We start from the raw sequence: 17,314 nt of genomic DNA, 5'->3' as shown, positions 1-17,314 counted from the left end.
CGAGACCTCGGCGTGCCCGTCGAGGAGGAACCGCCCAATCTGACCGTCGGTGCGGTCGGCGGAGAGGCAAGCGTGATCGCCCGGATCGGGCCGGTGCGGCAGTTCCTCGCACCCTTGGGCCGGGGCGGCAACACGGCAGTTCGGGATGCCTCTCAGCGCGACCGAGGAAGGGGGTCCAGGGCCAGGTGTCCAAGGCGGTCCGTGAGCGACCTTGGGTCGGCGAACCCGCTGCACGGGAGGATCCGGTACGGCACCGACTCGCGGGACTTGAAGTCGTCGCGGTCGGGAGGGAGTTGGAACGGCCGCCAGGGTCGGGTCGTACGCCCCCCTCGGCGGCCGGGGCGCCGTCGATGAAGGCGCTGTAGCCGCGCGCGGTGCGCCCTCGACGACCAGGCTCCCGGCAATCGAGGACGTTGCCGATCCGCCGCCCATGCAGTCCCCGCCCACTGGCAGACTCTTGGATCCGGGTGGAAGCCGACGATCACCGGATGACGTACGTCCGTGTCCGCGTTCGCTCCTCCGATTCCCCCGAAACATTCGATCTCATCAGCGAACCTTCCGGAACGAAACTCTACGAGGATGTTCAGGCACGAACAAGCCCACCCCGAACCCCCGCTCTGTGCCGAACTGCTCGCTGACCTGGTCGTCGGCCCCGGCATCCAGCGCGGCCCCCTCCCCTGTGGGAACCGCGTCGGGCCGACATGACCAGACGGCGGTGAAGGACCCAACTCCCGCTCGCGCAGAAAAGGTGACCCACGCACCGGCCACCCAGCCGGCACATCAGTCCGGCCCCCCTCCCCATGACGCTGCGTGTCCGCCCCTCGTCCACCCGCCCGTACAAGCCCCCGGGGCAGGCAGGAGCCTCACAGCTGCACCGTCGCCCGTCACAGACCTGTGCAGACCTTCGTCGACCGAGTCTTAACGGAAGCTTGACGCCCCGGCACCCTCCATCCGTGGGCCCATGCATCACTCTCCGCTTACGCTGGTCCCGCCGTCAGCCGGGCGGCCGGAACCCCGCTGAGCCGCACCGCAGGAGCACCCCCGATGGCCACCCTCGAACACCCTCCGTCCAGTCGCCTGCGCTCCTGGATGCTGGAGGGCCTGTCCGACATGGGCAGGGACGGCGGCCACACGGGCCCCCACGCCGAACCGGAACCCGCCCATCAGGGTCAGCGCTGGTGGCGGGTGATGTGCCTGACCGGCGTCGACTACTTCTCCACCCTCGGCTACCAGCCCGGCATCGCCGCCCTCGCGGCCGGCCTGCTCTCCCCCATCGCGACGATCGTCCTCGTGATCGTCACCCTCGCGGGCGCCCTGCCCGTGTACCGCAGGGTGGCAGAGGAGAGCCCCCGCGGCGAGGGCTCGATCTCCATGCTGGAGCGGCTGCTGTCGTTCTGGCAGGGCAAGCTCTTCGTCCTGACCCTGCTCGGCTTCGCCGCCACCGACTTCCTGATCACCATCACCCTGTCCGCGGCCGACGCCTCCACCCACCTGATCGAGAACCCGCACCTGACCAGCACCCTGCACGACCACAAGATGCTGATCACGCTCATCCTCGTCGCCCTGCTCGGCGCGGTGTTCCTCAAGGGCTTCCTGGAGGCGATCGGCGTCGCCGTCGCCCTGGTGGGCATCTACCTCGCCCTCAACGTCGTCGTGGTACTCGTCGGCCTGTGGCACGTCGTCACCGCCGGCCATGTCGTCACCGACTGGTCCAGCGCTCTGACGGCCGAGCACGGCAACATCTTCGTGATGATCGGCGTGGCCCTGATCGTCTTCCCCAAGCTCGCCCTCGGCCTCTCCGGCTTCGAGACCGGCGTCGCCGTCATGCCGCACGTCAAGGGCGACCCGGACGACACCGAGGAGAACCCCGAGGGCCGGATCCGCGACACCAAGAAGCTGCTCACCACCGCTGCCCTCGTCATGAGCTGCTTCCTGATCGCCACCAGCTTCATCACCACCCTCCTCATCCCCGAAAAGGACTTCGAGTCGGGCGGCCCGGCCAACGGCCGCGCCCTCGCCTACCTCGCCCACCACTACCTCGGTGGCGTCTTCGGCACGGCCTACGACGTCTCGACCATCGCCATCCTGTGGTTCGCGGGCGCCTCCGCGATGGCCGGCCTGCTCAACCTGATGCCGCGCTACCTGCCCCGCTACGGCATGGCCCCGCACTGGGCCCGCGCCGTGCGCCCGATGGTCATCGTCTTCACGCTGATCGCCTTCCTGGTCACCTGGATCTTCGACGCCGACGTCGACGCCCAGGGCGGCGCCTACGCCACCGGCGTGCTGGTGCTGATCAGCTCGGCGGCGATCGCGGTGACCATCGCGGCCCGTAAGGCCGGGCAGCGCAACTGGACCGTCGGCTTCGCCGTCATCTCCGCCGTGTTCCTCTACACGACCGTCGTCAACGTCATCGAACGCCCCGACGGCGTGAAGATCGGCGCCTGCTTCATCGCCGGCATCATCCTGGTATCTCTCCTCTCCCGCCTGGCCCGCGCCTTCGAACTCCGCGTGACCGACGTGACGCTCGACGACATGGCGGAACGTTTCATCCGGGACATGGCCAGCCGCAAGATGCGCTTCATCGCCAACGAGCCCGACCAGCGCGACAAGGCCGAGTACCGCGACAAGATCGAGCAGATCCGCGAGGACAACGACATCCCCGGCGAGGACTTCGTGTTCGTGGAGGTCACGGTCCTGGACCCCTCGGAGTTCGAGGCGAGCCTGACGGTCCGGGGCGAGGTCCTCCACAACCGCTATCGCGTGCTGACCCTGGAGTCCTCCTCCATCCCCAACGCCCTCGCCGCCCTCCTCCTCCACGTCCGCGACACCACCGGCTGCACCCCCCACATCTACTTCGAGTGGACCGAGGGCAACCCCTTCGCCAACTTCCTCCGCTTCTTCCTCTTCGGCCAGGGCGAGGTGGCCCCGGTCACCCGGGAGGTCCTCCGAGAAGCAGAACCGGACCGCCCGCGCCGCCCCCGAGTCCACACGGGCTGACCAGGTCAGCTCCCGAAACACACGCTCAGTACGCCCACCCAGGGGCGCGAGGAACCGCGCGACCAGCCCCCACCGGCCCCGGTGGAGACGGCGGTGACGGTGCCGGGGAGGTATGTCTTCGTCGTCCTGCCGATGGGGCGGGGCTGCAGGGTGGCTGCTGTCGAGGGAGGCCTGCTCACCTCCGCGATCACCGCGGACAGAGGTGTCGCCGGCCACGGCGCAAAGGAAAAGGGCCCCGCCGAAACGGGGCCCTCATCACCTCGGGTCAGTCCTCGTACGCGTCCAGCGGCGGGCACGAGCACACCAGGTTCCGGTCACCGAAGGCCTGGTCGATCCGCCGCACCGGCGGCCAGTACTTGTCCGCCACCGACACCCCGGCCGGGAACACGGCATCCTCCCGCGAGTACGCGTGCTCCCACTCGCCGCCCAGCGCACCGGCGGTGTGCGGAGCGTTCCGCAGCGGGTTGTCCTCGGCGGCCCACTCCCCGGAACCGACCTTCTCGATCTCCGCACGAATGGCGATCATCGCCTCGCAGAACCGGTCGAGTTCGGTCAGATCCTCGGACTCCGTCGGCTCGATCATCAGCGTCCCGGCCACCGGGAACGACATGGTCGGGGCGTGGAAGCCGTAGTCGATGAGCCGCTTGGCCACATCGTCGACGCTCACCCCGGTCGCCTTGGTCAGCGGCCGCAGATCGATGATGCACTCGTGCGCGACCAGTCCGCCGGGACCGGTGTAGAGCACGGGGTAGTGCGGCTCCAACCGCTTGGCAATGTAGTTGGCGGAGAGCACCGCCACCTGTGTGGCCCGCTTGAGCCCCTCACCGCCCATGAGCCGGACGTACGCCCACGAGATCGGCAGGATCCCCGCGGAACCCCAGGGCGCGGCCGAGACCGGCCCGACGCCCGTCTCCGGGCCGGCCGCGGGCTGCATCGGGTGGTTCGGCAGATACGGCGCCAGGTGCGCCCGTACGCCGACAGGACCCACACCCGGGCCACCGCCGCCGTGCGGGATGCAGAACGTCTTGTGCAGATTCAGGTGGGAGACGTCACCGCCGAAGTGCCCCGGCTTGGCCAGCCCCACCAGCGCGTTGAGGTTGGCCCCGTCGACGTACACCTGCCCGCCGGCCTCGTGCACCTGCGCGCAGATGTCGGCGACGTGCTCCTCGAACACACCGTGCGTCGAGGGATACGTGATCATGAGCACGGACAGCTCGTCCCGGTGCTGCTCGATCTTCGCCCGCAGGTCGTCGACGTCGATCTCGCCGTCCCCGGCGGTCTTCACGACGACGACCTTCATCCCGGCCATGACGGCGCTCGCCGCGTTGGTCCCGTGCGCGGACGAAGGGATGAGACACACGGTCCGCTGCTCGTCACCGTTCGCCCGGTGGTAGCCGCGTACGGCGAGCAGCCCGGCCAGCTCGCCCTGCGACCCGGCGTTCGGCTGCAGCGACACCTTGTCGTACCCGGTGACTTCGGCGAGCTGTTCCTCCAGCTCGCGGATCAGCGTCAGATAGCCCTGCGCCTGCTCGGCGGGCGCGAAGGGGTGCAGCTGCCCGAACTCGGGCCAGGTGACCGGCTCCATCTCCGTGGTCGCGTTGAGCTTCATGGTGCAGGAGCCCAGCGGGATCATGCCGCGGTCGAGCGCGTAGTCGCGGTCGGCGAGCCGACGCAGGTAGCGCAGCATCGCGGTCTCGGAGCGGTACTGGTGGAAGACGGGGTGGGTGAGGAAGTCGTCGTCGCGCAGCAGCGCGTCCGGCAGCGCCTCCTCGGTGGCAGCGTCCAGCGCCTCGATGTCGGCCTCGACGCCGAACGCGTTCCACACGGCGGCCACCTGGGCCCGCGCGGTCGTCTCGTCGCACGCGACGGACACATGGTCGGCGTCGACGAGGTGCAGGTTGACGCCGTTCCGCCGCGCGGCGGAGACGACCTCGGCGGCCCTCGCGGGCACGCGCGCGGTGAGCGTGTCGAAGTACGAGCCGTGCACGACCTCGATCCCACCGGCCGTCAGGCCCGCGGCAAGGATGGTCGCGTACCGGTGCGTCCGCCGCGCGATGCCCTTGAGTCCCTCGGGCCCGTGGTAGACGGCGTACATCCCGGCCATGACCGCGAGCAGCACCTGAGCGGTGCAGATGTTGCTGGTCGCCTTCTCCCGACGGATGTGCTGCTCACGGGTCTGCAGCGCGAGCCGGTAGGCCTTGTTCCCGTCGGCGTCCACGGACACACCGACGAGCCGCCCGGGCAGGCTCCTCGCGAACTTCTCGCGTACGGCCATGTAGCCGGCGTGTGGCCCGCCGAACCCCATCGGCACACCGAACCGCTGCGTGGTACCGACCGCGATGTCCGCCCCGAGCTCACCCGGCGCCTTCAGCAGGGTCAGCGCGAGCAGATCGGCGGCCACGGTCACGAGCGCGCCGAGCTCGTGAGCCTGGTCGATGAGCGGCTTGATGTCGCGTACGGCCCCGGAGGCGCCGGGGTACTGGACGAGCACCCCGTTGATCTCGCGTCCCGCGACCTCGGCCGGGATCCCGTCGCCGAGGTCGGCGACGACGACCTCCAGACCGGTCGGCTCGGCCCGGGTCTCGATCACGGCGATGGTCTGCGGCAGTGTGTCGGCGTCGACGAGGAAGAGCCCCTTCTTGTTCTTCCCCATGCGGCGGGACAGAGCCATGGCCTCGGCCGCCGCGGTCCCCTCGTCGAGCAGCGAGGCGCCGGAGGTCGGCAGCCCGGTGAGGTCGGCGACCATGGTCTGGAAGTTGAGCAGAGCCTCGAGGCGTCCCTGCGAGATCTCCGGCTGGTACGGCGTGTAGGCGGTGTACCAGGCCGGGTTCTCCATGACGTTGCGCAGGATGACGGGCGGCGTGAAGGTGCCGTAGTAACCGAGCCCGATCATGGAATCGAGCACCTGGTTCCGGTCGGCCAGCGACCGCAGCTCGGCCAGCACCTCGGCCTCGGTGCGCCCGCCCGGCAGCTCCAGGGCATCGGCGTTCTTGATCACATCCGGCACCGCGGCGGCGGTGAGCTCGTCGAGCGAGCCGTAGCCGACCTGCGCGAGCATCTTGGCCCGTGCCTCATGATCAGGACCGATGTGACGCTGCTCGAAGGGAATGCCCTGTTCGAGCTCGGAGAGCGGAATGCGATGGGCGGTCATTGCGGAGGCCTCCTGGTCTGACGCGACCTGCGAGGGGTACCCCGGCGCGGGTACCCCGACGGCCTCCCCCTCTGTCATCTCAACCTGAGAGCTTCACCGGGCCGCCCGAGGGCCGCCGGCTTGCACCGTCGGTGAGAGCGGAAGCTGTCGACACCCGCTCTGCTTTCCAGAGTGACCTCGTCCGCGCGGTACGTGAGCCTGAGAGATTCCGGGGAGGATTTGCTCCTTCGGCGCCTCCGATGGTGTCTGGAGGACTCTCCCGCGCGGGGTCAGCAGCCGCTGGCAAGCCTACCAGCGAGGCCACCGCACGAGTCTTCGAGTGGCCGCACACCCCGATGTGCTCTTTCGTAGTGCTTACGACCGCTTCGGATGAGTTGCGACCAAGTGGAGGGCCCGTGCAGACCGACATCGATCCGCGCAACCTGATCGGCCGCAAGGCGTTCGACCGCAACGGCACCAAGATCGGCACCGTCGACGAGGTCTACCTCGACGACGCGACCGGCGTGCCGGAGTGGGCTGCCATACGCACCGGCCTGTTCTCCCGGGACGCCTTCGTCCCCCTGGGGCCGAGCGAACTGGTCGACGGCACCCTGCACGTCCCCTTCGACCGCGCCCTCATCAAAGACGCCCCCGACTTCGGCGTAGGCCGCCACCTCTCCCCCGACCAGGAACTCCAGCTCTACCACCACTACGGTCTCGACGTGGCCGCACCGCCCGCGCTCCCGGACCGGGACTTCGGGAAGCTGGCGGGCACGGAGGACGCGGGGGCCTGAGCGCCCGGCACATCCTGTGTCACGGGTGGTGAGTGGGAATCCAACGCCTCCACCAGGGGCAACGGCTCAGCGGGCTCCAGCGCGGGATCCTCGACGAGAAAGGTCCGTACCCGTCCCGGCTCCGATGCCGGCGTCTCGAACCGCACGGTCACCCGCCCCAGCCCGCTCCCCTGGACCCACCCATGCCCGTACTCGGCATGGCGCACATCATGCCCGGCGACCCACCGCCGCTCGACAGCCGCCGTCACCTCGGGCACGGCCGCATCGTCGACCTCCTCCTCGGCCGTCGACTCCACCCGCTCCCCCGCGGCCTGGGCGAACAGATCCTCCTGCGTGAAGTCGGCGAGTCCGCTCACCCCCACCCCCAGCAACCGCACACCCCCCGTCGAGTCCACACCTTCCAGCAACCGCAGGGCAGCCTCCCGCACGACCGCCGGGTCATCGGTGGGCCCCCGCAAGGTCTCGGACCGCGTCAACGTCGAGAAGTCGTAGCGCCGCACCTTCAGCACGATGGTCCGTCCCGACAGCCCGGCCCCCCGCAGCCTCCGCACACACCGGTCCGCCAGCCGCTGCACCTCCAGGCTCACCCGCACCCGGTCATGGATGTCCACGTCGTACGTGTCCTCCACCGACACGGACTTGGTCTCCCGCTCCGCCACCACGGGCCGCTCGTCGTACGCCAGCGCCATCGCGTACAGCCCGTGCCCGTGGGCCTTCCCGAGCAGTCGTACGAGCTCGTCCTCGCCCGCTTCCACGATCTCGTCGACCGTATGGATCCCGGCCCGCCTCAGATGATCGCCGGTCGCCGGCCCCACTCCCGGCAGGATCCGCACCGACATCGGCCCGAGAAGCGCCCGCTCGGTCCCCGGTTCGATCACCACCAGCCCGTCCGGCTTGGCCTGCTCGGAGGCGATCTTCGCGAGCATCTTGGACGCGGCAAGGCCCACCGACCCCGTGAGCCCCGTGACGGCCCGTATGTCGGCCCGCAGCTTCGCCCCGGCCAACCGCGCCGACCCCTCGTCCCAAGCCGTTCCCCCGGCCTCCAGATCCACGAACGCCTCGTCCAGGCTCAGTGGCTCCACCAAGGGCGAGAGCTCCCGCAGCAGCCCCATCACCTGCTCGCTGATCGCCTTGTAGAACCCGAAGCGCGGCACCAGATACGCGGCGTTCGGCGCGAGCCGTCGCGCCTGGGCCATGGGCATCGCCGAGTGCACCCCGAACACCCGGGCCTCGTAGGACGCGGTGGCCACCACACCCCGCGGCCCCAGCCCGCCCACGACGACGGCCTTCCCACGCAGACTCGGCTTGGACGCCTGCTCCGCCGAGGCGTAGAAGGCATCCATGTCGAGATGCAGGATCGTGGGCGCTTTTCTCACATGTCCGATGCTGCCCTACGCCACTGACAATGCCCCGCCCGAGAGAGCGGGCCAGGCTTCAGACCGCCCGGTTGCGCCGCCGCGCCAGTTCGTCCGCGGGGTTGTGCCCGACGAGTGTCTCCCCGGTGTCGATGCGCTCCCCGTGCAGCTGTGACAGGGCGCTCTCGACGTCCCGCCACACGACACCCACGGCGATCCCGAAGATGCCCTGACCGCCCTGGAGCAGCGCGTGGACCTCGTCGGGCGAGGTGCACTCGTAGACCGTGGCACCGTCGCTCATGAGCGTCATCCGCTCCAGGTCCTGGAATCCCCGCTCACGCAGGTGCTGAACCGTGGTGCGGATGTTCTGCAGGGAGACCCCCGTGTCGAGGAACCGCTTGACGATCTTCAGGACGACGACATCCCGGAAGCTGTAGAGCCGCTGCGTCCCCGACCCGTGGGCGGGCCGCACGCTCGGCTCCACGAGGCCGGTGCGCGCCCAGTAGTCGAGTTGCCGGTAGGTGATGCCGGCCGCCGCGCACGCCGTAGGGCCGCGATAGCCGATCTGCTCGGACGCCATGGACGTCGCCCCTCCGCTGCTCGGCACGGGGGCCGGTCGCTGCGGTGCGTGATCGGCCACGCTGCCGTGATGGGGGTCCCCCCAACTCGAACGCAGTTGAGAGCTTGGGGGAGGGTACGGACCGCTCGCCCCGAGACTCCGTCCGGGGGCACCCCCAGCCGTACCGTCGCCGCTGCTTCTCACGCCGACCTCCGTCCTTGACCTGCCTTCTCGACGGTAGGCAGTCACCAGGGGTGCGTCAACGATCGCCACACTCGGCACGCCGAGTGATAATCACCCTAGGAGTGGTTTCCCGCACCCCACCGCGGGGAAAGGCTAGCCGAATGCGCTCCTGACGGGCCGCAGGACGCTCTCACGCGCCGGTGGCAAATGCCAGCATTTCTGTGACGACCGGACACGGCCGACCCGTCTCGGACCACTGATCCGCCGGATCGGCCGCGGCTGCCTCACTGACTGCTGGTGCCGAAGTCCTCGGGGGAGATCTGGTCGAGGAACTCGCGGAACTTCTCCACTTCGTCCTCCTGCTCGTCCGGAATCGCGATGCCGGCGTCGTCGAGCACTCCGTCGCTGCCGTAGATCGGCGTCCCGGTGCGCAGGGCCAGCGCTATGGCGTCGGACGGCCGCGCGCTCACCTCGACCCCGCTGGCGAACACCAGCTCCGCGTAGAAGACGCCTTCACGCAGGTCCGTGATGCGCACTTCGGTGAGCTCCTGGCCGACCGCCTCCAGCACGTCCTTGAACAGGTCGTGGGTCAGCGGTCGTGCGGGGGCCATGCCCTGCTGCGCGAAGGCGATCGCCGTCGCCTCCCCCGGCCCGATCCAGATGGGGAGGTAGCGGTCGCCTCCCACTTCACGCAGGAGCACGATCGGTTGGTTGGAGGGCATTTCGACCCGGACACCTACGACATCGAGCTCGTTCACACAGCAACCCTAGGCCGTGCCCGGGACGTTTGGGTAGTCGGGCAGGAAACGGGGGACGATCCGATGCCCGGTCACCCTCAGGGCAGGCGTACCCCGAGCGCGGTCTGCACGAGCGCCGCATGCAGCTTCACGGTGAGCCCCGCGAGTTCCTTGGCGCGCGCTTCCGCGTGTGCGCGGGTCTGCGGGTTGCGGTGGCGTTTCAACGGGGCCACGACCTGGTCCACCAGCCCGGCCTCACGATCGGCGGCGGCCTTCATCGCGCGCAGATGCCGCGGCTCGATCCCGAACCGGCCGAGCTCGACGACAAGCGCGGCCACGGTGACCGCCTCGGCGTCGTAGGCCCCGTCCGGAAAAGGGGTGATGAGCCCGTACGACTCCCACTCCGCCAGCTCCGACTCGCCGATCTCGGCGGCGGCGAGCAGCTCGGCCCTGCCGATCCGGGCCGCGGTGGGGCCTTCAGGGACCTCCAGGACCGTTTCTCCGTCCCGCTGGCGGCCGACCGTGGGCAGCGCGACGGCCTCGCCCCGCTCCATGGCATCCAGGTGCTCTCTGATCACCTTGAGCGGCAGATAGTGGTCCCGCTGCATTCTCAGGACATGCCCGAGGCGCTCGACGTCCCGGTCGCTGAACTTGCGATACCCGGAAGGAGTCCGCTGGGGCTCTATGAGGCCCTCGGACTCCAGAAAACGGATCTTGGAGATCGTGACTTCGGGGAACTCGTCGCGCAGCACGTTCAGCACCGTGCCGATGCTCATCAGCCCACTGTCCGTCGCGGCGGTGCCGTGTCCGGCACCGCCGCTCGGTGTTTGAAGCATGGACCTTCCCTGGGAGGGTCAGTAGCCCTGCTGGCTCGCGTAGAAGACCAGCCGGTACTTGCCGATCTGCACCTCGTCGCCGTTGTTCAGAGCGACCGAGTCGATCCGCTCACGGTTGACATACGTGCCGTTGAGACTGCCCACGTCGGACACCGTGAACGAGCCGTCCTGACCGCGGCGGAACTCCACATGCCGGCGCGAGACCGTGACGTCGTCGAGGAAGATGTCGCTCTGCGGGTGACGGCCGGCCGTGGTCAGCTCGCCGTCCAGCAGGAAGCGGCTGCCCGAATTGGGCCCACGACGCACGACCAGGAGCGCCGAGCCCAGCGGCAGCGCGTCGACGGCAGCCTGCGCCTCCGGGGAGAGCGCCGGCATCTGTGTCTGGCCGGTGACCTCGGAGTCGTACGCCTCGAGTCCCGAGATGGAGATGGTGGAGGTCGTCTCCGAGGGACGCTCGGGCACTGCCCCGGCCCGCAGCGGGGCGCCGCAGTTGGAGCAGAAGCGGCTGTTCTCCGCGTTGCGGTTACCGCACCTCGTACACACCAGGGCCGACATAGGGGAAAACCCTCCACCCGTACTTGAGGCTGACGGCTGCCCGAAACCTATGTCGCCGGACTGGGCCGGGTCAACAGACGGCACGCCCTGACCTCCGGAAATGTCGCCACCCTGGCCGGCCAGCTGGTCCCGGAACAACGGGCGCTGGCCCTCGGCGTCGGGCTGTGCGCGGTGACGAGCGGTCGCGCTGTCGCTACCTTCTCGCGCGCTCTTGCCGAACAACTTCGCAAACAACTTCACGGGCGATTCCCCTTGACCGAAACAGACCCGCCCGTGGGGCAGGACGAACCCTGATTGAACACACCGGTCGACCCGGACATCCTCACAACGTCCGTTTCCACCAGACAGTTTCCACCACGCACCACCCATTCGGTGCGGCGACCCCCCGCAACCTCATGCCCTGGCCGGACGTCCCCCATGCACCCCCGGTTCACCGGGTGGACGACCGAGCGTAGTCAGGCCGCTTCGCCGCTCGCAAGGCGTCCACGACGATCTTGTCCGACCGCTCGACGGTGACGGTGGCCTGCTCCTTCTCTAGAGTCTGCACCACGCCTCCAGGGATGTTGAGCGCCGGTTCGAGGTCCTGCGGATTGCCGATGACCTTGAAACGAAAAGGTGCGGTGATCTTGTTCCCGTCGACACTCACGCTCTTGCCCGAGTCCGACAGAAAGGTGCCCGCGACGACCCGGACGCCGTTCACCTGGATCGCCTCCGCACCGGCCGCGCGCAGCTCCTGGATCGCGTCGAGCAGCATGTCCGCCTCGACCGTCCCCTTGGTGTCGTCGATCGTCATCGTGATGCCCGGCCCCTGCGCGGCCACCGTGCCCGCGAGGATGCCGAGTTGCCGCTCCTTCTCCACTGTCTGCTTGCGGGCCTCTTCGGCCTGGTCGGAGCTGTTCTCCAGCTCGTCCCGCTGGTTCTCGAGGCCCTGCTTCTCGTCTTGAAGACGCTGCGTACGGTCGTCCAGTTCATCGAGGATGCGTACGAGATCCTCCTGCCGCGCCCCCCGCAGCGCGCTGTCGCTGTCACTGTTCGAGGCCACCTGGACGGCGAGGCCGAATCCGAGGCCGAACAACAGCACCGCGACGATGAGTTGGGCCCGGGTCACGCGCGGCGGCCACAGCCCGTTCACCAGCCGCTGACGGCCGGTCAGTCCCGGCTCCGACGCCGGGGCCCCCGCCTCCTCGGGAGGGGTGGCCGGAAGTTCATCGGGCAGTTCCTTGCGCAGCCTGTTGTCTGGCGTCTCTTCCTGCTCGCTCATCGGCCTCACGCCCGGAAGACGTGTCGACGGATCGCCGCGGCGTTCGAGAAGATCCGGATGCCGAGAACGACGACGACACCGGTCGAGAGCTGGGCGCCCACGCCCAACTTGTCGCCCAGGAACACGATCAACGCGGCCACGACCACGTTCGACAGGAACGACACGACGAAGACCTTGTCGTCGAAGATGCCGTCGAGCATGGCCCGCAGGCCCCCGAAGACGGCGTCGAGCGCCGCCACCACGGCGATCGGGAGATAAGGCTCGACGACCGCCGGAACCTCAGGCCGGACCAAGAGGCCGGCCACGACTCCCACGACGAGGCCCAGTACGGCGATCACGATGTGCCCTTCTCAGTTCTCGGCTCTGCTGTACGTACGATCACACTCGGTGCGGCCGGCAGCCGGAGGTCGTCCTCCACGGAGATCGCGGTCCGGATGCCGTAGTTCTCCTGCAGGGCGTGCAGATACAGCCCGTCGGCACTGTCCTGGAACCTGGTGCTCAGCCGCTGCCCGTCCCCCACCGCAAGCACCGTATACGGCGGAACCAGCGGCTTGTTGTCGACCAGTATCGCGTCACCCGCGGCCCTGATCGCCGACAGCGCGGTCAGCCGCTGTCCGTTGATGGAGACGGCCTCGGCGCCCGACTCCCACAGCCCGTTCACCACCCGCTGCATGTCGCGGTCGCGCACCCGCCCGGTGTCGGAGAACCCCGACGTCTCACGCGGGTTTCCGTCGCCGCCCGTGCTGGCTTCCTTGGCGTCGTTCACGACCAGTTTGACACCCGGGCCGTGCACCTCCACCGCGCCCGAAAGGATGCCCACGAGGTCGGCCTGGCCGCTGTCGCCACTCTGCTTGAGCGCCTCGCGCTGCCGCGTGCTCACGTCGTCGCGCAGCTGGTCGACGCTCTCCTCGAGCTTGTCCGCCGTCTCGGTCTCGCGGTCGATACGGTCGATGAGCTCTTCGCGCTCCTTGGCCACGACCGGTGCCGCCACGCGCGCCTGCGCCGCCCCCACGGTGACCACGAGAGCGGCGAGCACCAGGCCGACGGCCAGCCCCAGCCTCGCCCGCAGAGTCTTGGGCAGCCCGCCGTCACCGGCGGCCTTCTTGCGGACCGCAGCCTCGGCGTACCCGTCGTCGAGGCTGTGGTCCATGACGTTGGTGAGCAGCGACATGGAGGCGTCCGGGCGCGTGGGGCGCGTGGGGGTGCTCCGAATGGGGGGCTGCTGCGGCATGCCGCACATCGTCGCACGTCGCGGCCCCTACCTCCGAATGGCCCCATCGGCGTGCCGGACAGGCCCCCCTTGGGGACACCTGTCCGGCACGCGCGCGTGCGTGTCTCAGCGGCCGGCGCTGTCCACGACCGCCGACCACTCGTCCAGCAGGGCCTGCGCGGACGCGTCGTCGGGCCCCTCGGCCCACAGATGGGTGACCGCCTCCGCCGGGTCCGGCAGCACCATCACCCAGCGTCCGTCCGTCTCGACGACCCGGACACCGTCGGTCGTGTCGACAAAGCGATCGCCAGCCGCCTCCACGACCCTGCGCATCACCAGTCCCTTGACGGCCCACGGGGTCGCCAGATCCCGCTTGAGGACATGCGCCCGCGGGATCCGCGCGTCGATCTGGCTGAGCGTGAGCTGCGTCCGCGCCACCAGCCCGATCAGCCGTACGAAGGCCGCCGCACCGTCGAAGACACTGCTGAACTCCGGGATGATGAAGGCACCCTTGCCGTCACCACCGAAGATCGTCGAATCGTCGCGTCCGACCCGGGTGAGGTCGTCGGGCGAAGTGGTCGTCCACTCCACCTGCGTGCCGTGGTACGCCGCCACCTGCTCGGCGATCCGCGTGGTCGTCACGGGCAGCGCCACACGGCCGCTGCGCCGCTCAGCGGCGACGAGATCGAGCATGACGAGCAGCGCCCGGTCGTCCTCGATGATCCGCCCCTTCTCGTCCACGAGGGACAGCCGCTCACCCACGGGGTCGAACCGCACCCCGAACGCGGCCCGCGCGGACGCCACGATCTCACCCAGCCGCTTCAGACCCGACCGCCGAGCGTCCGCCGTCTCCGTCGGCCTGGACTCGTCGAGCCCTGGGTTGATGGTCAGCGAGTCCACGCCGAGCTTCCCGAGCAGACTGGGCAGCACCAGACCGGCACTGCCGTTCGACGCGTCGACGACGACCTTCAGCCCGGACTCGGAAATCCCGGTGATGTCGACGTTCCGCAACAGTGAACCGGTGTACGAATCGAAGACACTCGCCGGGAAGTGCAGGTCTCCGATCTCACCGGGGAACGCGCGCCGGTACTCCTGCCGAGCGAACACCCGGTCCAGCTTCCGCTGACTGCCCTGAGAAAGGTCCGCGCCCCGCCCGTCGAAGAACATGATGTCCACGGAGTCGGGCACCCCGGGCGTGGTCCGGATCATGATGCCGCCGGCGCTCCCGCGAGCGGTCTGCTGTCGCGCCACGGGCAGCGGTACGTTTTCCAGGTCGCGTACGTCGATGGCGCTGGCCTGCAGAGCGGAGATGACCGCTCGCTTCAGTGCCCGCGCGCCACGGGAGTGGTCACGGGCGGTGGTGACGGTCGACCCCTTCTTGAGGGTCGTCGCGTAGGCGCCGGCGAGCCGCACTGCGAGCTCCGGCGTGATCTCGACATTCAGGATGCCGGAGACACCCCGGGCACCGAAGAGATGCGCCTGGCCCCTGGACTCCCAGATGACCGAGGTGTTGACGAAGGCGCCGGCCTCGATGGTCTTGAACGGGTAGACCCGCACATTCCCCTGAATGATCGATTCCTCGCCGACGAGGCACTCGTCACCGATGACCGCGCCGTCCTCGATACGGGCCGCGCGCATGATGTCGGTGTTCTTCCCGACGACACAGCCACGAAGATTGCTCTGCTGCCCGACATACACGTTGTCGTGCACGACGGCCTTGTGCAGAAACGCGCCGCTCTTCACGACCACGTTCGAGCCCACGACGGTGTGCTCGCGGATCTCGGCGCCGGCCTCGACCTTCGCGTAGTCCCCGATGTACAGCGGACCACGGAGAACGGCATCGGGATGCACCTCGGCACCCTCAGCCACCCAGACGCCCGGGGAGAGCTCGAAGCCGTCGATCTCGACGTCGACCTTTCCTTCCAGGACGTCGGCCTGCGCCTTCACATAGCTCTCGTGCGTGCCGACGTCCTCCCAGTAGCCTTCCGCGATATAGCCGTAGATCGGCTTGCCTTCCTTCATCAGCTGCGGGAAGACATCGCCGGACCAGTCCACGGGTACATCGGGCTCGACGTAGTCGAAGACCTCGGGCTCCATGACATAGATGCCCGTGTTCACGGTGTCCGAGAAGACCTGCCCCCAGGTCGGCTTCTCCAGGAAGCGCTCGACCTTGCCTTCCTCGTCGACGATGGTGATGCCGAATTCGAGCGGATTGGGCACACGGGTCAGACAGACGGTGACCAGTGCACCCTTTTCCTTGTGGAAGTTGATGAGCTCGGTGAGGTCGAAGTCGGTCAGAGCATCACCGGAGATGACGAGGAAAGCGTCGTCCTTCAACGCGTCTTCGGCGTTCTTGACGCTTCCGGCGGTACCGAGTGGCTTCTCCTCATTGGCATAGGAGAGCTCCATTCCGAGCTCTTCACCGTCACCGAAGTAGTTCTTGACCAGTGAGGCCAGGAACTGGACGGTGACGACGGTCTCGTTGAGCCCATGCCTTTTGAGCAGCCGCAGCACGTGCTCCATGATCGGCCGGTTTACCACCGGCAGGAGCGGCTTGGGCATGCTCGAGGTCATGGGACGAAGGCGTGTGCCTTCGCCTCCGGCCATCACGACGGCCTTCATGTCGGAAGCGTCCTCCTTAAGAGACGACGGTCTAGCCGACTTCACCCGTCCAGATTGTCCCGCACTTTTCTGCCGGGGGCCATCGAGCCGCCACGGCCGTGCCAATGGGCGGGGTTCAGTCGGCCTTGGCGTCCGCACGGACCAAGCGGCGGACTTGTACCACGTAGAGCACTCCTGCCCACCAGTACAGCGTTGTACCCCATCCGGCGAACGCCCATCCGAAAATAGCAGCGAGTGACGAGATCCATCCAGTTCCGTCACTGAGCAGGAGCAGCGGGAAGGCGTACATCAGGTTGAAGGTGGCAGCCTTGCCAAGGAAGTTCACCTGCGGCGGGGGATAACCGTGGCGCCTGAGGATGCCCACCATCACCAGGAGAACCAGCTCTCGCAGGAGCAGTGCAGCCGTCAACCAGATGGGCAGAATCTCGCGCCAGGTGAGACCGACGAGAGTCGAGAGAATGTAGAGCCGGTCGGCCGCGGGGTCGAGCAGCCGGCCAAGACTGCTGATCTGGTTCCACCGTCGGGCGAGCTTGCCGTCCAGGTAGTCGCTGATCCCGCTCAGAGCGAGTACCAGCAACGCCCACGTGTCACTCTTGGGCCCTCCGAACTCGGGCCTGAGGATCAGCCACAGGAAGAGCGGCACCCCAACGAGCCTCGCCATGCTGAGGATGTTGGGGATGGTGAGGACCCGGTCCGTCTGGACGCGGGTCTCCTGGACCTCCACCCGGGGGCCTCCTGTGGGAAACGTGCCAACGATGCCCCCTGACCCTACCTCAACGCAAAAAAGCTCTGGCTCTTGGGCTGCGTGCCCAAGAGCCAGAGCTCTAAAAGGAGTTCGGCGGTGTCCTACTCTCCCACAGGGTCCCCCCTGCAGTACCATCGGCGCTGTAAGGCTTAGCTTCCGGGTTCGGAATGTAACCGGGCGTTTCCCTCACGCTATAACCACCGAAACACTATGAAACACAGACCGGGAACATGACACGGTCGTTGCCTCAGAACTAACACAGTGGACGCGAGCAAATATGGACAAGCCCTCGGCCTATTAGTACCGGTCACCTCCACCCATTACTGGGCT

General features: G+C 68.4%; 13 protein-coding genes, 1 rRNA gene and 1 riboswitch. Of the genes, 2 read left to right on the top strand and 12 right to left on the bottom strand.

Annotation, left to right across the window (positions count from 1 at the left end; all coding sequences use genetic code 11):
* The first annotated feature begins 1,044 nt into the window (after positions 1-1,044).
* Positions 1,045-2,997, top strand: coding sequence for an amino acid transporter (locus ACIBJB_RS19425; protein ID WP_398932055.1), 1,953 nt, complete (start codon positions 1,045-1,047; stop codon positions 2,995-2,997).
* A gap of 265 nt (positions 2,998-3,262) precedes the next feature.
* Here the strand turns inward: ACIBJB_RS19425 and gcvP are convergent, their stop codons facing one another.
* On the bottom strand, positions 3,263-6,148 hold the full coding sequence (gene gcvP, locus ACIBJB_RS19420; RefSeq protein ID WP_398932053.1) for an aminomethyl-transferring glycine dehydrogenase: 2,886 nt from the start codon (positions 6,146-6,148) through the stop codon (positions 3,263-3,265).
* A gap of 176 nt (positions 6,149-6,324) precedes the next feature.
* Positions 6,325-6,420: riboswitch (glycine riboswitch) on the bottom strand.
* 123 nt (positions 6,421-6,543) lie between these two features.
* Here gcvP and ACIBJB_RS19415 point away from each other — a divergent pair.
* Positions 6,544-6,921: a PRC-barrel domain-containing protein gene (locus ACIBJB_RS19415; RefSeq protein ID WP_398932051.1), complete on the top strand. Its 378-nt coding sequence runs from the start codon at positions 6,544-6,546 to the stop codon at positions 6,919-6,921.
* Here the strand turns inward: ACIBJB_RS19415 and ACIBJB_RS19410 are convergent.
* From ACIBJB_RS19410 to rrf, 11 genes are all read right to left on the bottom strand, one after another.
* Entirely contained in the window at positions 6,837-8,297 is a 1,461-nt protein-coding gene (locus ACIBJB_RS19410) for a DNA polymerase IV (RefSeq protein ID WP_398932049.1), read from the bottom strand. The genes ACIBJB_RS19415 and ACIBJB_RS19410 overlap by 85 nt on opposite strands.
* Before the next feature lie 58 nt (positions 8,298-8,355).
* Positions 8,356-9,039 (bottom strand): MerR family transcriptional regulator, encoded by a 684-nt coding sequence (locus ACIBJB_RS19405; protein ID WP_398932047.1) that lies wholly within the window; start codon positions 9,037-9,039, stop codon positions 8,356-8,358.
* A gap of 263 nt (positions 9,040-9,302) precedes the next feature.
* On the bottom strand, positions 9,303-9,776 hold the full coding sequence (locus tag ACIBJB_RS19400) for a bifunctional nuclease family protein (RefSeq protein WP_004002801.1): 474 nt from the start codon (positions 9,774-9,776) through the stop codon (positions 9,303-9,305).
* Between the two features lie 77 nt (positions 9,777-9,853).
* Complete coding sequence (locus tag ACIBJB_RS19395; protein WP_398932045.1) at positions 9,854-10,591, bottom strand: MerR family transcriptional regulator; 738 nt, start codon at positions 10,589-10,591, stop codon at positions 9,854-9,856.
* Positions 10,592-10,609: 18 nt separating this feature from the next.
* Complete coding sequence (locus ACIBJB_RS19390; protein WP_398932043.1) at positions 10,610-11,515, bottom strand: FHA domain-containing protein; 906 nt, start codon at positions 11,513-11,515, stop codon at positions 10,610-10,612.
* A 61-nt stretch (positions 11,516-11,576) separates the two neighbouring features.
* Positions 11,577-12,407 carry a DUF881 domain-containing protein gene (locus tag ACIBJB_RS19385; RefSeq protein WP_398932041.1) on the bottom strand — a complete coding sequence of 277 codons (831 nt, stop codon included), beginning with the start codon at positions 12,405-12,407 and terminating at the stop codon, positions 11,577-11,579.
* A 5-nt stretch (positions 12,408-12,412) separates the two neighbouring features.
* On the bottom strand, positions 12,413-12,745 hold the full coding sequence (locus tag ACIBJB_RS19380) for a small basic family protein (RefSeq protein ID WP_003988855.1): 333 nt from the start codon (positions 12,743-12,745) through the stop codon (positions 12,413-12,415).
* Complete coding sequence (locus ACIBJB_RS19375; protein ID WP_398932039.1) at positions 12,742-13,647, bottom strand: DUF881 domain-containing protein; 906 nt, start codon at positions 13,645-13,647, stop codon at positions 12,742-12,744. The genes ACIBJB_RS19380 and ACIBJB_RS19375 overlap by 4 nt, the downstream gene beginning before the upstream one ends.
* A gap of 96 nt (positions 13,648-13,743) precedes the next feature.
* On the bottom strand, positions 13,744-16,239 hold the full coding sequence (locus ACIBJB_RS19370) for a sugar phosphate nucleotidyltransferase (RefSeq protein WP_398932681.1): 2,496 nt from the start codon (positions 16,237-16,239) through the stop codon (positions 13,744-13,746).
* Positions 16,240-16,354: 115 nt separating this feature from the next.
* Entirely contained in the window at positions 16,355-16,963 is a 609-nt protein-coding gene (locus ACIBJB_RS19365; RefSeq protein WP_266567473.1) for a CDP-alcohol phosphatidyltransferase family protein, read from the bottom strand.
* A gap of 109 nt (positions 16,964-17,072) precedes the next feature.
* Positions 17,073-17,189: ribosomal RNA gene (gene rrf, locus ACIBJB_RS19360) — 5S ribosomal RNA — on the bottom strand.
* Positions 17,190-17,314: the final 125 nt, after the last annotated feature.

This window comes from Streptomyces sp. NPDC050759, assembly GCF_044456945.1.
Lineage (GTDB): Bacteria > Actinomycetota > Actinomycetes > Streptomycetales > Streptomycetaceae > Streptomyces.
The sequence above is the reverse complement of the archived record's forward strand: the minus strand, read 5'-3'. Positions and strand labels throughout refer to the sequence as shown.

Coding starts and splice junctions, on each gene's coding strand:
- ACIBJB_RS19425 (WP_398932055.1), top strand. CDS start 1,045: ATGGCCACCCTCGAACACCCTCCGTCCAGTCGCCTGCGCTCCTGGATG.
- gcvP (WP_398932053.1), bottom strand. CDS start 6,148: ATGACCGCCCATCGCATTCCGCTCTCCGAGCTCGAACAGGGCATTCCC.
- ACIBJB_RS19395 (WP_398932045.1), bottom strand. CDS start 10,591: ATGCTTCAAACACCGAGCGGCGGTGCCGGACACGGCACCGCCGCGACG.
- ACIBJB_RS19390 (WP_398932043.1), bottom strand. CDS start 11,515: ATGGGTGGTGCGTGGTGGAAACTGTCTGGTGGAAACGGACGTTGTGAG.
- ACIBJB_RS19385 (WP_398932041.1), bottom strand. CDS start 12,407: ATGAGCGAGCAGGAAGAGACGCCAGACAACAGGCTGCGCAAGGAACTG.
- ACIBJB_RS19375 (WP_398932039.1), bottom strand. CDS start 13,647: ATGTGCGGCATGCCGCAGCAGCCCCCCATTCGGAGCACCCCCACGCGC.
- ACIBJB_RS19370 (WP_398932681.1), bottom strand. CDS start 16,239: ATGAAGGCCGTCGTGATGGCCGGAGGCGAAGGCACACGCCTTCGTCCC.